The sequence below is a fragment of the Faecalicatena contorta genome, assembly GCF_003149105.1.
Lineage (GTDB): Bacteria > Bacillota > Clostridia > Lachnospirales > Lachnospiraceae > Muricomes > Muricomes contortus_C.
The window spans coordinates 1-15323 of record NZ_QGDS01000001.1 but is presented as its reverse complement, the minus strand read 5'-3'; the positions used below and the strand labels follow the sequence as shown (position 1 = coordinate 15323).

The window sequence follows — 15323 nt, the reverse complement described above, 5'->3', positions numbered from 1 at the left end:
CTGTCCTTAGTACGAGAGGACCGGGATGGACTGGCCGCTGGTGTATCTGTTGTTCTGCCAAGAGCATAGCAGAGTAGCCAAGCCGGGACGGGATAAACGCTGAAGGCATCTAAGCGTGAAGCCCCCCTCAAGATGAGATATCCCATAACGTCAAGTTAGTAAGACCCCTTGAAGACGACGAGGTAGATAGGGCGGAGGTGGAAGTGCAGCAATGCATGGAGCTGACCGTTACTAATAGGTCGAGGGCATAACCAGGCAGGGCAATAGGAGAAATGGATGATTCTTTGTATGTGGTTTTGAAGGTATATTTATATGAGAGAAGGTAAGACTGCAGTTTTGACTGCGGTTTTTTTTGATATAATAAGGAACTGCTGATAGTTAGGTGTTTTAGAATTTGGCTGCTAAGACTTCTTGACAAAACATTTTAGCTGCTATATGATTTGAGTGATGATTCATATGAAAATTACCATATTATTTTGAAATGCGCTTAATCACCATAGCGTGTTCTTTTTTATTAAAATGTTTAGGAGCTAAAACAATTTTGAGCTGCCTCTATCAGAAACTGGCTTACAGAACATAGTTCTGTTTTTTTGAAATTATTGGTTAGTCACAACTTACTGGACGGACTTAAAGTTTTTCACCTGTGTTTTAGCTTCTAAAATGTTTTATCCGTTCTGAATCTTTGACATTGTTTCATGAATTGGTATATGCGGAGTTCATGGGCAACATGAATTTCCGCAAGGCTTGATAAGGAAAAGAGGAAAGGAGGTTTCTATAAAATGGTAAGCTTAAGTAAGAAAAAAAGTACTGATAAGCAACAGGATTATGTGATAACAAGCTTATAGATAAGACTGTCTGCCATTGGCAGGCTGGTAAATTGAAAGGCTGCTGAATTAAAGAAAGAGGTGCAAAATGTCAAAATTATTATTAAAAGTCCAAAATCTACATGCTTCCGTTGAGGATAAGGTGATTATCAAAGGACTTGATTTACAAATAAATGAGGGGGAAGTCCATGTAATTATGGGACCCAATGGTGCAGGAAAATCCACCTTGGCAAATATTATTATGGGACATCCTAATTATAAAGTGACAGAGGGAAGTATCTGCTTTGAAGGGGAAGATATTACAGAAGCAAAAACGGATGAAAGGGCCAAAAAAGGATTATTTCTTTCTTTCCAGGCCCCTGAGGAAATATCAGGCATTACTATGGAAAATTTCATGAGATCATCAAAGGCTGTGCTGAGTGGGCACGAAGTAAAAGCGTATGCTTTTCATAAAGAACTAATGCTAATCATGGACGAACTGCAGATGGATAAAAACTATGCGGCACGTCATGTCAACGTAGGGTTTTCCGGCGGAGAAAAGAAAAAGAGTGAAATACTGCAAATGCTGGTTCTTAATCCCAAGCTGGCAATCCTGGATGAAACAGACTCGGGTCTTGATGTGGACGCAGTGAAAACAGTTTCATCAGGCATCAATCAATTTAAGAACAGCCAGAATGCTATATTGATTATTACTCACAATACAAAAATTCTGGACAAACTTCATGCGGATTTTGTGCATGTCCTGATGGACGGGAAAATTGTAAAAACTGGTGGCACAGCCTTGATTGACCAGATTTATGAAACAGGCTTTGCTTCTATGGAAAGCTTTTCTGGAAAGTGAGGCGGCAGAGATGGAAAAGAAAAAAACTCTTGTAAAAGATGTAGATAGAACGCTGTATGATATTAAGAATACTAATGTAGACAGCTATAGAGTCTCCAAAGGACTTACAAAAGATATTGTTGCTGAAATATCGTCTATGAAAGATGAGCCTTCATGGATGCTCGAACTAAGACTGGATTCCCTGAAAACTTATCATAGATTATCCATGCCTGAGTGGGGGCCTTCTTTACATGAATTAGATATGGACAATCTCATTACCTATGTACGCCCTAATACTTCCCTGAAAGAGAATTGGGACGAGGTGCCAGGGGATATTAAATCAACATTTGAGCGTCTTGGTATTCCTCAGGCTGAAAGAGAGGCCCTTGCCGGTGTAGGGGCTCAGTATGACTCCGAGGTAGTATATCATCATATAAAGGAAGAGATGATCCGGCAGGGAGTAGTCTATACGGACATGGAAGCAGCTGTAAAGGAATATGAGCCCATGATCCGGGAACATTTCATGAAACTTCTTCCTGCCAAAACCCATAAATTTCTTGCGCTGCATGGAGCAGTATGGTCAGGTGGTTCTTTTGTGTATGTGCCGCAGGGTGTTGATGTAAAAGTCCCCCTTCAGTCTTATTTTCGTTTTAATGCACCCGGCGCAGGACAGTTTGAGCATACACTCATTATTGTGGATAAGGGGGCGAAGCTTCATTTTATTGAAGGCTGTTCTGCACCAAAATACAATACGGTCAATTTGCACGCAGGAGCTGTTGAACTGTATGTCAGGGAGGGAGCCAGCCTGCGTTACTCTACGATTGAGAACTGGTCAAAAAATATGATGAATTTGAACAGTAAAATGGCACTTGTAGAGAAAAATGCAAATATGGAGTGGGTATCTGGGACCTTTGGGTCCCATATTACAATGCTGTACCCTGCCAGTGTTTTAAACGGTGAAGGAGCAAAAACTGAATTCACAGGGGTGAGTTTTGCGGCAGAGGGGCAGAACCTGGATACTGGCACAAAGGTAGTGCATGCTGCCCCGTATACGTCTTCTATTATTAACTCTCGCTCTATCTCCAAGAGCGGGGGCGTTGCGGTATACCGCAGTGCGGTGAGTGTCCTGCCCCAAGCGCATCATGTAAAGTCGGCTGTAAGCTGTGAGTCGCTGATGCTGGATTCCGTATCCCGTTCCGATACACTGCCGGTAATGGATATCCGCAATGATGAGGTTGATATTGGCCATGAGGCAAAAATAGGCAGAATCAGTGAGGAAGCCATTTTTTACCTTATGACAAGAGGGCTGGATGAAATAGAAGCTAAGGCCATGATTGTACGTGGTTTTGTAGAGCCGATTACAAAAGAACTGCCTCTTGAGTATGCGGTAGAAATGAACAATTTAATAAGCATGGAACTGGAAGGCAGTATTGGCTAAGGAGGCGCATAAAGTGAAAAATGTTTTTAAAGATATAAACGAAATTCCAGTTAAAACATGGAGCTGGCTGTCCGTTAATGATACAGAGTTGAAGGGGGAATTCCCCTCCTGGGCAGCATATAAAGAAAATCCGCTGACAGGAAGTGTGCCTGAAGGTGTTGAAATATTGGTTATGGAGCCGCTGCAGACTTATTTTGAAAAATATAAGCTGGAGCCAAGGGCAAAAAAAGCCTTTCAGACGTATATGCAGGAAAATAGAAATAGTGGGTACGTGATCCGGATTACCAAAGGACAAACTATAAAAACCCCAATTTTTCTTTCCTATGAATTGGATGAGACCTCCCCTGTTCTGGTGGACAATATATTTATCCTTGCGGAAGAAAACAGCAGAGCAACGGTAATAATACGTTATTCCCCGGCTGGCTCTTTGGCCCTGTCCCATAGCGGACTGACACAGGTTTATGCACAGAATGGAGCAGAATTGAATCTGATTAAGGTACAGATGCTTGCCGATCAGGACAAGCATGTGGATCATGTGGCAGGGGCGGCAGAGGCTAAGGCTAAGGTAAAGGTAGTGCTGGCGGAGCTTGGTGCGAAACAATCCATTACGAACTGTAATATTGATTTGCGCGGGGAAAACAGTGAGGCCTGGATTGATTCTATCTATCTGGGGGATAAAGAAAGAAGGCTGGATATCAACTACCGTATTGCCCATCTTGGCAAAAATACGGTCAGTGAAATTCATTCCCGGGGAGTACTGGCGGACAGAAGTGAGAAGGTGTTCCGCGGGACAATTGACTTTGTCAGCGGCGCATCAGGGTCCAGGGGGAAGGAGGAGGAATATGCGGTTTTATTTAGTCCCTTCGTAAAAAATGTCTCCGCTCCCCTTCTGTTATGCGGTGAGGATGATGTGGAAGGCGCCCATGCGGCAAGTACCGGAAAACTGGATGAAAGCAAGCTGTTTTATTTGATGACACGGGGATTTAGTGAAACGGATGCTAAAAAGATTATTTTGGAGGCATCCTTTAACCCTGTTTTGCAGAAAATCACTGATGAATCCCTGAAAGAGCAAATTTTTTCTTATATAAAGGAGCGTTTGAGTTATGTGTAATCCATATATAAAGGATTTCCCAATCCTTAAGCAGACTATAAATGGGAAGCCGCTGGCCTATCTGGATAATGCCGCCACAACGCAAAAACCAGACTGTGTGATTGAAGCCTCGAGCCGATATTACAGGCTGGATAATGCGAATCCCCACAGGGGAGCTTATGCACTTAGCGTGCGGGCTACAGAGCTTTATGAAGCGGCACGGGAAACTGTAAAGAATTTTATCAAAGCAGAAGCAGCGGAGGAGGTTATTTTTACCAGGGGGGCAACGGAGGCTTTGAATCTGCTGGCTTACAGCTATGGAATGAATTGTCTCCGGGAGGGCGATGAAATTGTGCTCTCGATTGCGGAACATCACAGCAATGTTGTCCCGTGGCAGCAAGTAGCAGCTGCAAAGGGTGCAAAGCTTATATATCTGTATCTGGATGAAAATGGAGACATTCCTGATTCTGAACTGGAAAAAAAGATAACGTCCAGGACCAAAATTGTTTCCATTACTCAGATTTCCAATGTGCTGGGGACGGTTTATCCTGTTAAAAAAATCATCAGGAAGGCCCATGAGTTCGGTGCTGTCGCCATTGTAGATCTGGCTCAGAGTATTTCCCATATGGAAACAGATGTGAGGGATATGGATGCAGACTTTGCCGTATTTTCCGGGCACAAAATGTTTGCCCCTATGGGAATTGGTGTTTTATATGGAAAAAAGGATTTGCTGGATGCAATGCCCCCATTTCTGTTTGGAGGAGATATGATTGAATATGTCAGCGAGCAAACGGCACGCTTTGCGCATCTTCCCCAGAAGTTTGAAGCCGGAACGCAAAATGTAGAAGGCGCAGCAGGGCTTTCTGCCGCGATACAGTATATAAACAGCATTGGCTTTGACAGCATCAGGAAGGCTGAGAGGGAGCTTACCCGTTACACATTGGAAAGACTCAGTGAAAATCCTTATATCAGCATTGTCGGGCCTCGGTTCAGTGAACACCGGGCGGGGGTTATTTCATTTACTATGCGTGATGTTCATCCTCATGATGTAGCTTCTATACTGGATGCTGATGGAATTGCAATCCGTGCAGGACATCATTGTGCTCACCCGCTGATGAAGTTTTTAGGCATCACTGCCACCTCCCGGGTCAGCCTTTGCTTCTATAATACCAAACAAGAGATTGACAGGCTCGCAGAAAGCCTGAAATCGGTCAGGAGGTGGCTGCATTTTGAATCTTAGTGAAATTTATACGGAAGTGATTGCAGAACACAGCCGATCTGCGAAAAATAAACGGGAAATAAAAGATCCTGACTTCGCACTGGAAGGCATGAATCCAAGCTGTGGAGATGAAATTAAAGTTGAGGCCAGGCTTTCCGGTGAAATAATTACAGATATAGCATTTACGGGATCGGGCTGTGCTGTTTCCCTGGCGTCTGCTTCCATTATGGCAGATCTGTTAAGGGGGAAAACATTGGATGAGGCAGAAGCAATGATTTCTCTATTTTTAAAAATGATTAAGGGGGAAATTACAAATGAAGCACTTCTGGATGAACTGGGAGAGGCTGTTGCATTTGAAAACATTTCCAATCTGCCTGCGCGGGTAAAATGTGCTGTTCTGGCCTGGCACACTTTTCTTGAAGCAATCCGAGCTCAAAGAGGAGAAAAATAAATATAAAATGGAATTAAACAATATTGTAAGACATTATGCAACTACACTTTTTCAATTACGCGGGGTTTACCGCTATCATATTTCTGCCGAGAATTATGGTATACAAAAAACAGCTCCTTACCCGGGATTTATATTTCCGCTATCCGGATGTGCTGAATATCAGTTTAACGGCACCCCCTATCTCATTCGTCCCGGAACGGTAGTGCATGGTCTGGCCAGTTCTACTATGCGTAAGCGTGTCGTTGGGAAACAGGACTGGGAGTATATTTCTGTACTATATGAAACTTATAAAGAGCCTCCTGGGATACAACTGGCAAAGACACATTTCAGCTTATCCCCAGGCCAGAGCCCCCGGTTATATGACTTGCTTCATCAATTATATGCTGTCTTCAGTTTGCCTGGCTCCCTTTCTGCTTTTCAAGCGGAGACGTTATTCCGAGGTGTACTGGAGGAAACATTTTTATGTGCCAGACAGCAGACAAAACACGGTGCGCAGGAGTTGTTTGAATCAGTGTCAGAGTATATCCATACACACTATATGGATGAACTGACCGTAAGCTTGCTGGCACAGCAGAATGGCGTAAATGAGAACCGGTTATTTTACGTTTTTCAAAAATATGCAGGTATGGGGCCGGGAGATTATCTGCGCTCCTACCGGCTGAACCGGGCGAAGGATCTGCTTGTTACAAGTTCCATCCCGATAGGAATAATAGCTGCACAGACCGGATATCCTGACGCCCTTTATTTTAGCCGTATATTTAAGAAACACTTTGGCGTATCTCCCAGTAAGTTCAGAGAAGAATAAGAGAGAGTATAAAAGAAGGACCCATGCTTTGGCAGTGGTTCTTCTTTTCTGCCTATAATATTATAATGAAGTTTCAGGATTAATCCATAAAGATTCTGGATAAGGCCATTCACATCCATAAATTTTTTTGATATGATTTCTTTGCTGCAAGTTAGTCGCGACTAATAAAATGCTGAAAAAATATTTAAAGGAGCTTATTTTATGAAAAAAACAATATCGATTATATCTGCACTTATTTTATCTATTGGACTTTTGACCGCGTGTACGGGAGGAAGCAAGGAAGAAAATTCCGCCGGGGGCGGGAGTTCCGCGGCGGCGGGGGAGGAATCACAGACAGCAAACGAAGAGGAAACGGCCTCTTGGCCGCGCACTATTGTAGATGCAGGAGAGAATGAAATTACACTTTCAGAACAGCCACAGCGCATCGCTATTCTTCATTCAAATTATCTGGAATATTTTTTTGCGTTAGATGTTCCGCCGATTGCTTCCGCGGGTGCCTCGGTAGGTACGGCACAACAGGCGCTGGACACCTATGAAACACTGGAGCCTTACAGAGGAACAGCTGAAATTATGGATCTTGGAAGTGCGCGGGAAATCAATCTGGAAGCAATTTTAGAAGCACGGCCGGATGTCATCGTCACCTTTCTCGGACATAAAGGGCTGGACGAGATTTATGACCAGCTGACCCAGATTGCTCCAGTGGTGCTGCTGGACTTTAACGACACATGGCAGAATCAAATGAGGGCTTGCGCAGAGATTGTAGGGAAAGAGGAGCTGGCCGAGGAGAACATTCAAAAGACCGAAGCATCCATATCAGCAGCTTATGAGGTAATTGCAGGACAGGAGAAGACGGTTGCGCTTTTCCGTACAAATGGGGGACAGGCCTTTGTAGGGCGGGGGAATGAGGACTATTACAGCACCTTTGGAATTAAAGCACCTGAGGGATATACCTATGATTATGCAACTTTTTCACTGGAGGCTGTAGCGGAAATGGATCCCGATTATATCATCCTTCAGGATTACATAGATATCTCCAAAGGCTTTGTACAGTCGCAGGAGGAATCCTCTGTATGGAAAAACATGAACGCCGTTAAAAATGGAAATATTCTGTATTTTGATGATTCACTTAACACCTTTGGCCCCCTGGCAATGCGTCTGACCGCAGAAAAGCTGGAGCAGAACATAAAATGATGAACTGTAACCGCGCACGAACTAAGAGCAGCAGGCATATGTGGCGATATAGTCCCCGTGTGTTTGCTGTTACAGGCATGATGATGTTGGTTTTCCTTATCTGCTTCTCCATTACGAAAGGAACGGCAGATATTCCTGTAACCGCTGTTATAGATGCGTTTCTTCATTTTGACAGCGGCAACCCCCAGCATCTTATGATAGTAGATTTACGGCTGCCCCGGGTACTGGCAAGTGCATTTATCGGGGCAGCCCTTGCTGTGGCGGGGGCCGTTATGCAGGGAGTAACCCGCAATCCGATGGCTGATTCGGGTTTGATGGGAATAAATGCGGGGGCGGGATTGGCAATTGCTTTATGTTTTGCGTTCATGCCGGGGATTACCTATGGGAAACTGATTCTTTTTGCCTTTTTAGGTGCAGCCTTAGGAGCACTTCTAATCAGCGGGATTTCTGCATCCCATAGAAACGGAGCCAGCCCCATGCGTATGGTGCTGGCCGGCGCAGCAGTAAGTGCTCTGCTTTCAGCCTTAAGTCAGGGAATCGCACTCATATTTCAGGTGGGCGTGGATGTGCTGTTCTGGACAGTGGGTGGTGTAGCCAGTGTAACGTGGTCCCAGCTTTATCTGCTTATTCCTGTCATTTCAGGGGCTCTGGCTGGCGCAGTTATTCTCTCCCCGTCTATCACAATATTGAATGCAGGAGAGGAGACAGCCAAGGGTCTTGGGCTTCATACCACTTTCATTCAATTTCTGTGTACTCTTGTAGTCCTGGCTTTGGCCGGTATTTCGGTATCAGTGGTGGGTTCGGTTTCTTTTGTTGGCCTTATCGTACCCCATGCCGCCCGTTATGTTGTAGGGGCTGATTATAGAAAGATGATTCCGTCTGCCGGAATTCTGGGAGCATTCGCATTGGTGCTGGCAGATTTGGGAGCAAGAACGGTAAATCCACCTTCTGAGGTTCCGTTGGGAGTGCTTACATCCCTTATTGGGGTTCCGTTTCTGCTGTATCTGTCCCGCAGGTCAGGGAGGAGGGTATAATGGCAAAGCAAAGAAAAAACTCGGACAATCCGAAGGGGTTAGTGTGTCATGCGGCTGTTATCCTTACCTGCCTGGCTCTCCTTATGATATCAGCCTGGATTAGCGTGAGTACAGGATATAGCAAATTGTCCTTTTCTGATATTCTGCATATATTTGGGGGGAAAGGCAATGTGAATGAAAACCTGATTCTCTTTTCCTTCCGGCTTCCCCGCACTGTTCTTTCCATGCTGGTTGGAACCGGGCTTGCCGTATCCGGATGTCTTTTACAGGGAATTACAAGAAACCCTCTCGCGGATCCCGGACTGCTTGGTATAAATTCAGGTACAGGGCTCGTGGTGGTTCTCTATGTACTCTTATACGGTACCCAGTCATCTTTGGCTGTTTTTACGCTTCCGGTACTGGCATTGAGCGGAGCAGGTGGAGCCGCGCTGCTGGTCTATTTACTGGCTTATAAAAAGGGAGAAGGTTCTGCACCTATCCGTATAGTCATGACTGGCATTGCCGTTCAGGCGGGATTGTCAGCTCTGACGACGCTGCTTGTGGTCAAATTGGATGATACACAATACAGTTTTGTTTCCTCCTGGCAGGCAGGAAGCATATGGGGGGCAAATTGGCTCTTTGTCCTGGCTCTTCTTCCCTGGCTCTGCATTCTACTGCCTGCTGCATTTTGCAGGGCAGGAATCTTAGACATTATAGAGCTTGGGGAAGAAACGGCGGGCGGACTTGGTATTTCAGTTCATAAAGAACAAAGAAAGCTGCTGGCTATAGCTGTGGCACTTGCCGGAGTTTGTGTTTCTGTAAGCGGCAGTATCAGCTTTGTAGGTTTGATGGCACCTCATATGACACGACGAATTGTGGGGCCGAGATACAGGATTGTCCTGCCCGTTTGTGCTTTGCTGGGAGCTCTTCTTGTATCGGCAGCGGATACGATTGCAAGGGTGGTAATTCAGCCCTCCTCGCTGCCCACAGGCGTAGTGGTGTCTGTCATTGGTGCGCCCTATTTCATTTATCTGCTGTCCAGAAAGGGAAAAGAAATGAGGAATATAAGATGAATGCAAACGCAATTGTAACAAAAAAATTAAGGTTGGCTTATGAAGAGCATACAGTAGTCAGTCATTTGGATTTGAAGATTCCTGAGGGGAAGGTTACTTCTTTGATTGGGCCCAATGGCTGCGGGAAGTCTACCATATTAAAGGCTGCCGGGCGTATCATCAGCCCGAAAGGAGGCTCTGTATTACTGGATGGCAGCGATATCCGAACCCTTCCCACGAGGGAAGTCGCAAAAAGGATGTCAATACTGCCTCAAGCCCCGGTTGCTCCTCTCGGACTCACGGTCCGGGAGTTGGTATCCTATGGCCGTTTTCCAAGACGGGAAAGATTTGGCAGGCTGAACCAGGAGGATCAGGACATTGTCACCTGGGCCCTTAATGTAACGCAGCTTTCTAAGCTGGAAAAAGCAGCCGTTGATACGCTGTCGGGAGGACAGCGCCAGAGAGTATGGATTGCGATGGCGATTGCCCAGCAGACAGACCTGATTTTGCTGGATGAACCGACGACCTATCTGGATATGGCCTATCAGCTGGAGGTATTGGAATTATTGGAGCAGATGAACCATAAGCAAAATTGCACTATAGCAATGGTGCTTCATGACCTGAATCTGGCATCCAGATTTTCAGATTTCCTAGTGGCAATACGAGATGGGGATATTGTTGCCCAGGGGACACCGGAGGAGATTATGACACCTCCGGTTTTACGAAAGACCTTCCATATAGATGCAGAGATAGCCAGAGATCCGCGAACAGGCCGGCCGGCATGTATCTCGTATCATTTGATTTAGAATAGGAGTGTATGATTATGAAACGAATTGCAATTTACGGTAAGGGAGGCATTGGAAAATCGACAACGGTTTCCAATCTGTCCGCGGCAATGGCAAAAATGGGGCTGACTGTACTTCAGATTGGCTGTGATCCCAAAGCGGATTCTACCCGGAACCTTACTGGAGGCAGGGGAATACCGACAGTACTGGATACGATCAGAGATAGGGGAGAAGCGGAGCTTGATGATATTGTGTTTAAAAGCAACGCCGGAGTGTTATGTGTGGAATCAGGAGGGCCGGTGCCTGGTGTTGGGTGTGCCGGACGCGGTATTATAACTGCATTTGAAAAACTGGAGGAGCTGGATGCTTATGGAATATTTTCACCTGATGTGGTGCTGTATGATGTATTGGGGGATGTGGTGTGCGGAGGATTTGCCATGCCCATCAGGGGCGGCTATGCAGATGAGGTCTGTATTGTGACCTCCGGCGAAATGATGAGCCTTTATGCTGCCGCTAACATTTCCCGTGCAGTCAGAAGTTTTGGCGCCAGAGGATATGCGCGTCTGCGTGGCCTGATTTTTAATGCGAAAAATTTTGAGGGTGAAGAGGAATTAGTAAGAAAAGCAGCCGATGAGATAGAGACCTCGGTTCTTTTCCATATTCCGAGAGATACGCATGTCCAAAGAGCAGAAGAGCAGGGAAAAACAGTCGTTGAGGCGTTTCCGGAAAGTCATATGGCAAAAAGCTATGAAAGTCTTTCACGGATGCTGCTGGAAGGAGGAGAGCTATGAATGATATTAAACATCTGAAATGTCTTTCCTCTGTTAGATCTATGAGTTCCATCCGGCCGCTTACACCAGCGGCGTTCCCCGGAAATCACTGCCCCATGCATACGGCACTGTCATTAGGCGCAAGAATCGAAGGCATGTCCACCCTTGTAATTGGCACGGCTGAGTGCAGTTATTACAGCCGTAATGTACCTAATGCTTCCCGCTCCAGGGAGCAGGGCCTGCATTGGACTTATCTCTTAGACAGCAGGGAAGTTGTGTTTGGTTTTCGTGATGGACTGATAGATGCAATCAAAGAAATGGACAAGGCTGGTGCAAAGGTGATTCTGCTGCTTGCTACCTGTGTTCCGGAATTGATTGGAGAAGATATTGAAAGTATATGCTATGAGATACAGACGAAAGTAAGGGCACGGCTGGTTCATATACCACTTGGAAATTTTAAATGCGGCAGTTATGAGCCAGGCTATTGGAAAACTCTGTTAGCAATAGGAAAACTGACAGAGAAGGTCCAGGAAAGGAAAAAAACAGTAAATATTCTGGGGCGCAGCAGCCAGGAATCTCACATCCCCATGCCGGAGCTTATTGTTTTGCTGAAGTCTTATGATGTGCCGCTGCGTTTCCTGGCTCCTGATTCATCGGTAGAAGACTTTATCTCAGCTGGGGATGCGCAGATGAATATAATTCTTTCTCCCTTTATGAATCCGTTGGCAGAATGGATGGCACAGGTGCATGAAATACCATTTCTGAGCCTTCATGATATCTATGACACCAAAGAAATAGAAAACGCTTACTTGCACATAGAGCAGTGTCTGGGTATAGAGATCGGATGTAAATTTGCAGAGAGGCTGAAATATACCCGGAAAATTCAAAAAAAGGCAGTGGACAAGATAAGAGGGCTCCAATATATCAGTGCAGACATTGGCGCATTACAGCCCCTTCCGCTGTCGGTATATCTGTCAAAACTGGGGATGGAACCGGTTATGATACATATGGAAGAATTTTACCCCTCCGATGTACAATGGAAAAAAAGGCTGGTTAGTCTGGATAAGAATCCTGCCATCTGTCTGATGCTCAATAAGCAGGGAGACAGGCCGCTAATAGAGGCAATGTGCCCGGACATGGTATTTGGTGATTGGGACGGACGGGGAGAAGCCCGTCCTCCCATGGTGCAGTTGCTGGATTTGTACGGACAGATTGGATATGAAAGAACAGTTACGATATTGGAAAGGATAGCAGATGTGTTTACGGAAGGAAAAGGAGAGGGTGAAAATGGGGCTTTATAAAACAGTGCCGCCTCTATCCGGGCGAATGGGAGCCTTATGGTGTTTGTCAGGTATAGCAGATTCGGCTGTAATTGAATATGGATGCATGGGCCATATGGCCTATGGAAGAACCTTTCTTCACCGGATGGGTTCCTACGGAGGGCATCTCTATTCAACACATATTGGAGAAACAGATATCGCTATGGGGGATACAAGCCGTCTGTCCCGTGCTATAGAATGGGTATCTGAAAAGGAAGGCATAAAGACAATTTTCCTGCTGCCGTCTTCTGTGCCTGAGGTGATTGGAGTGGATCTGGAAGCCATTGCACAAGAGTTATCTCCTCAATTTCCGGACATTGTCCTGATACCTTTCACAGCGGGGGGATTTGACACCTGGGGAGATAAAGGAATAGAGATGACGCTTCTTAAGTTGGCCGAAACGCTGCCGGATAACCCGGTACGGACACAAAAGCCGTCTTTTAACATCATCGGCTCCTGCGCTGACATGTTCCGGTTTCAGGCTGACGCATCTGAAATGGCCAGGCTGGTGTCAGGAGCATTCGATATGGAGCATTTATGTACGATGGCATCCCGGACCAGTATTTCTAAACTGGAACATTTGGGAGATGCTCATATAAATCTGGTAGTCCGGCGGGAAGGAGAAGCAGCTGCAAAATATCTCAGACGGCGTTATGGAACACCTTATCTCATGGGCCGGCCTTACGGGCTGGAGGGGACACTGGCGTGGCTGGAACAGATAGAAGTGCAGTGCAAACTAAAGGTCCGGGAATCCTTTGTGCGCGGGGAAAAAGCAGAGGCTATGGAGCAGATAGAGCCAATGCAGACTGTCTTAACCCGTTTTCTGAGGGTACACAGAGAGGAAGCCCGGCTGATTCTTGCGGGGCATGCCGATGTGGTACGAGGGATTGAACAGTGCGCAAGGGAGCTTTTTGGATTTGAGACAGTAACCTGTTACTGTGATAATCCAGGGATGAAGAGTGCTGATATAAACTACTTGACAGATAAAGTAAAAGAAGAGATAGCGGCAGAACAAAAAGGGTTTCTTATGGGCAGCCAGGAGCTGTTGAATATGGCAGAAAGAGAACAAAGCCTTCAGATTTCCACTCCCGATTACCTGTGGCATCATGCCTATGAGCCTCCGTTTGTCGGATTCAGGGGAGCAGTACATCTGGCATCTTTATGGACGAATGAAATGATGAGAAAGGACTAATAAGATAAGATAAAAGAGAAGAGCCGTCAGATTTTCGAAATACTATGAGAAAATCTGACGGCTTTTTTATATTGTGCGCCCAGAAGGCTCACCTTTTGATTTGAGAATATTCTGAAAATGGAGAGCAAAAGGGTCAGTCCCCTTTTAAAACATCTGTATATTCGGGATGTGTCTCAAACCATTTCACGGCATAAGAGCAGGTTGGCACTGCCTTTTTACCGCTTTGTCTAAGTTCCAGTACAAGCTCTTCCATAAGTTTTGCAGCAATTCCCTGACCTCTCAGCGCATCGTCCACATATGTGTGATTGATATTTACTGTGGTGGCGTCTATATCAGGAAATGTTACTTCTGCAACCACCAAGTAATCTGGGGTATACACTGCAATCTGATTTGGATTATGTGTGAATTCCAAAATGAACCCTCCTTCACTGCTTATTGTTGCCGTTGCTTCTGAATCTATAGTAACGGAGTTTGTAGAAGAATGCAAACAAAATTTGGGGAAATATAGGACCAGCCATGCAAGAGAGTTATGATGAGTTGCCAGACCTTTCAGAAGTGTGTGGTAAAATATACCAACGCGTATCGCCGTATGAATATGCGATAATGGTTATGTCATAAAAGGAGGAAAAGGAATGTACAGAAGCTTTGGTTATGTGAGGGTATCTTCTAAAGATCAAAATGTGGAACGGCAATTGGTTGCCATGAAGCCCCTGAAGATACCCGAAAAAAATCTTTACGTAGAAAAGATATCTGGAAAGGATTTTGATAGGCCCCAGTATCAGCAGTTGCTTAAAAACTTAGAGGAGGAGGACGTGCTGTATGTAAAGTCGATTGACCGCCTGGGCAGGAATTATGAGGATATTATTGAGCAGTGGAGATTCATAACGAAGGAGATAGGCGCGGACATTGTGGTGCTTGATATGCCGCTTTTAGACACGAGAAAGGGAAAGGATCTGGTAGGAACCTTGATTGCAGATATTGTCTTGCAGCTTTTATCTTTTGTGGCACAAAGTGAGCGTGAAAGTATCCGTCAAAGACAGGCGGAAGGAATCGCTGTGGCAAAGGCAAGGGGCGTACGTTTTGGCAGGCGCAGCCTTAAAATACCCAAATCGTTTGAAAAGGTATATTGGCAGTGGAAGATGAATGAAATCAGCGCCAGAGAAGCCTCCAGAAGATTGAATGTGGACTTTAAGACATTTAAGAAATGGTGCATCCAAAGAGATGGATGTAAAAATAAGGAAATTAATGCAGAAAAAGGTAGACTTTAGTCTGCATTATTGTTAAGATTAATTTAGACATGACAGATACATAAGTAATGGAAAATAAGATTGTTTTTCTGAAAAAATCACCTTTT

At 45.3% G+C, this 15323-nt stretch carries 15 protein-coding genes and 1 other annotated feature (1 of these 16 running past the window's edge); of the genes, 14 read left to right on the top strand and 1 reads right to left on the bottom strand.

The genetic code is table 11. From position 1 onward, the window contains the following. Positions 1-243, top strand: a sequence feature (23S ribosomal RNA rRNA prediction is too short); it begins 14 nt to the left of the window's first position. Positions 244-912: 669 nt separating this feature from the next. From sufC to A8805_RS00015, 13 genes are all read left to right on the top strand, one after another. Next, the gene (sufC, locus tag A8805_RS00075) at positions 913-1665 is read left to right on the top strand and encodes a Fe-S cluster assembly ATPase SufC (RefSeq protein ID WP_109708197.1); all 753 of its coding nucleotides are present in this window, start codon (positions 913-915) and stop codon (positions 1663-1665) included. A 10-nt stretch (positions 1666-1675) separates the two neighbouring features. Beyond that, positions 1676-3082 carry a Fe-S cluster assembly protein SufB gene (gene sufB / locus A8805_RS00070; RefSeq protein ID WP_109708777.1) on the top strand — a complete coding sequence of 469 codons (1407 nt, stop codon included), beginning with the start codon at positions 1676-1678 and terminating at the stop codon, positions 3080-3082. Between the two features lie 13 nt (positions 3083-3095). After that, positions 3096-4193, top strand: a complete 1098-nt coding sequence (sufD, locus tag A8805_RS00065; RefSeq protein WP_109708196.1) for a Fe-S cluster assembly protein SufD — start codon at positions 3096-3098, stop codon at positions 4191-4193. After that, positions 4186-5412, top strand: coding sequence for a cysteine desulfurase (locus tag A8805_RS00060; protein ID WP_109708195.1), 1227 nt, complete (start codon positions 4186-4188; stop codon positions 5410-5412). The genes sufD and A8805_RS00060 overlap by 8 nt, the downstream gene beginning before the upstream one ends. Beyond that, the gene (gene sufU / locus A8805_RS00055; protein ID WP_109708194.1) at positions 5402-5842 is read left to right on the top strand and encodes a Fe-S cluster assembly sulfur transfer protein SufU; all 441 of its coding nucleotides are present in this window, start codon (positions 5402-5404) and stop codon (positions 5840-5842) included. The genes A8805_RS00060 and sufU overlap by 11 nt, the downstream gene beginning before the upstream one ends. A 7-nt stretch (positions 5843-5849) precedes the next feature. Next, positions 5850-6647, top strand: coding sequence for a helix-turn-helix transcriptional regulator (locus A8805_RS00050; RefSeq protein ID WP_109708193.1), 798 nt, complete (start codon positions 5850-5852; stop codon positions 6645-6647). Between the two features lie 201 nt (positions 6648-6848). Continuing rightward, on the top strand, positions 6849-7838 hold the full coding sequence (locus A8805_RS00045; protein ID WP_109708192.1) for an ABC transporter substrate-binding protein: 990 nt from the start codon (positions 6849-6851) through the stop codon (positions 7836-7838). Continuing rightward, the gene (locus A8805_RS00040) at positions 7835-8872 is read left to right on the top strand and encodes a FecCD family ABC transporter permease (protein WP_109708191.1); all 1038 of its coding nucleotides are present in this window, start codon (positions 7835-7837) and stop codon (positions 8870-8872) included. The genes A8805_RS00045 and A8805_RS00040 overlap by 4 nt, the downstream gene beginning before the upstream one ends. Continuing rightward, the gene (locus tag A8805_RS00035) at positions 8872-9924 is read left to right on the top strand and encodes a FecCD family ABC transporter permease (protein ID WP_109708190.1); all 1053 of its coding nucleotides are present in this window, start codon (positions 8872-8874) and stop codon (positions 9922-9924) included. Before A8805_RS00040 ends, A8805_RS00035 begins: the two co-directional genes overlap by 1 nt. After that, on the top strand, positions 9921-10709 hold the full coding sequence (locus tag A8805_RS00030) for an ABC transporter ATP-binding protein (protein ID WP_109708189.1): 789 nt from the start codon (positions 9921-9923) through the stop codon (positions 10707-10709). The genes A8805_RS00035 and A8805_RS00030 overlap by 4 nt, the downstream gene beginning before the upstream one ends. A 17-nt stretch (positions 10710-10726) precedes the next feature. Then, the gene (locus tag A8805_RS00025; RefSeq protein WP_109708188.1) at positions 10727-11479 is read left to right on the top strand and encodes an AAA family ATPase; all 753 of its coding nucleotides are present in this window, start codon (positions 10727-10729) and stop codon (positions 11477-11479) included. Beyond that, positions 11476-12759 (top strand): nitrogenase component 1, encoded by a 1284-nt coding sequence (locus A8805_RS00020; protein ID WP_109708187.1) that lies wholly within the window; start codon positions 11476-11478, stop codon positions 12757-12759. The genes A8805_RS00025 and A8805_RS00020 overlap by 4 nt, the downstream gene beginning before the upstream one ends. Continuing rightward, positions 12746-13969 carry a nitrogenase component 1 gene (locus A8805_RS00015; RefSeq protein WP_109708186.1) on the top strand — a complete coding sequence of 408 codons (1224 nt, stop codon included), beginning with the start codon at positions 12746-12748 and terminating at the stop codon, positions 13967-13969. Before A8805_RS00020 ends, A8805_RS00015 begins: the two co-directional genes overlap by 14 nt. A gap of 133 nt (positions 13970-14102) precedes the next feature. Here A8805_RS00015 and A8805_RS00010 read toward each other — a convergent pair whose 3' ends face one another. Beyond that, on the bottom strand, positions 14103-14381 hold the full coding sequence (locus A8805_RS00010) for a GNAT family N-acetyltransferase (protein ID WP_109708185.1): 279 nt from the start codon (positions 14379-14381) through the stop codon (positions 14103-14105). A 220-nt stretch (positions 14382-14601) separates the two neighbouring features. Here A8805_RS00010 and A8805_RS00005 point away from each other — a divergent pair, with 220 nt between their 5' ends. Then, complete coding sequence (locus tag A8805_RS00005; protein WP_109708184.1) at positions 14602-15237, top strand: recombinase family protein; 636 nt, start codon at positions 14602-14604, stop codon at positions 15235-15237. Positions 15238-15323 lie beyond the last annotated feature (86 nt).

What these genes read in the sequence shown, in the direction of transcription:
- sufC (WP_109708197.1), top strand. Translation starts at nt 913, where the DNA reads ATGTCAAAATTATTATTAAAAGTCCAAAATCTACATGCTTCCGTTGAG.
- sufB (WP_109708777.1), top strand. Translation starts at nt 1,676, where the DNA reads ATGGAAAAGAAAAAAACTCTTGTAAAAGATGTAGATAGAACGCTGTAT.
- A8805_RS00060 (WP_109708195.1), top strand. Translation starts at nt 4,186, where the DNA reads ATGTGTAATCCATATATAAAGGATTTCCCAATCCTTAAGCAGACTATA.
- A8805_RS00050 (WP_109708193.1), top strand. Translation starts at nt 5,850, where the DNA reads ATGGAATTAAACAATATTGTAAGACATTATGCAACTACACTTTTTCAA.
- A8805_RS00045 (WP_109708192.1), top strand. Translation starts at nt 6,849, where the DNA reads ATGAAAAAAACAATATCGATTATATCTGCACTTATTTTATCTATTGGA.
- A8805_RS00040 (WP_109708191.1), top strand. Translation starts at nt 7,835, where the DNA reads ATGATGAACTGTAACCGCGCACGAACTAAGAGCAGCAGGCATATGTGG.
- A8805_RS00035 (WP_109708190.1), top strand. Translation starts at nt 8,872, where the DNA reads ATGGCAAAGCAAAGAAAAAACTCGGACAATCCGAAGGGGTTAGTGTGT.
- A8805_RS00030 (WP_109708189.1), top strand. Translation starts at nt 9,921, where the DNA reads ATGAATGCAAACGCAATTGTAACAAAAAAATTAAGGTTGGCTTATGAA.
- A8805_RS00025 (WP_109708188.1), top strand. Translation starts at nt 10,727, where the DNA reads ATGAAACGAATTGCAATTTACGGTAAGGGAGGCATTGGAAAATCGACA.
- A8805_RS00020 (WP_109708187.1), top strand. Translation starts at nt 11,476, where the DNA reads ATGAATGATATTAAACATCTGAAATGTCTTTCCTCTGTTAGATCTATG.
- A8805_RS00015 (WP_109708186.1), top strand. Translation starts at nt 12,746, where the DNA reads ATGGGGCTTTATAAAACAGTGCCGCCTCTATCCGGGCGAATGGGAGCC.
- A8805_RS00005 (WP_109708184.1), top strand. Translation starts at nt 14,602, where the DNA reads ATGTACAGAAGCTTTGGTTATGTGAGGGTATCTTCTAAAGATCAAAAT.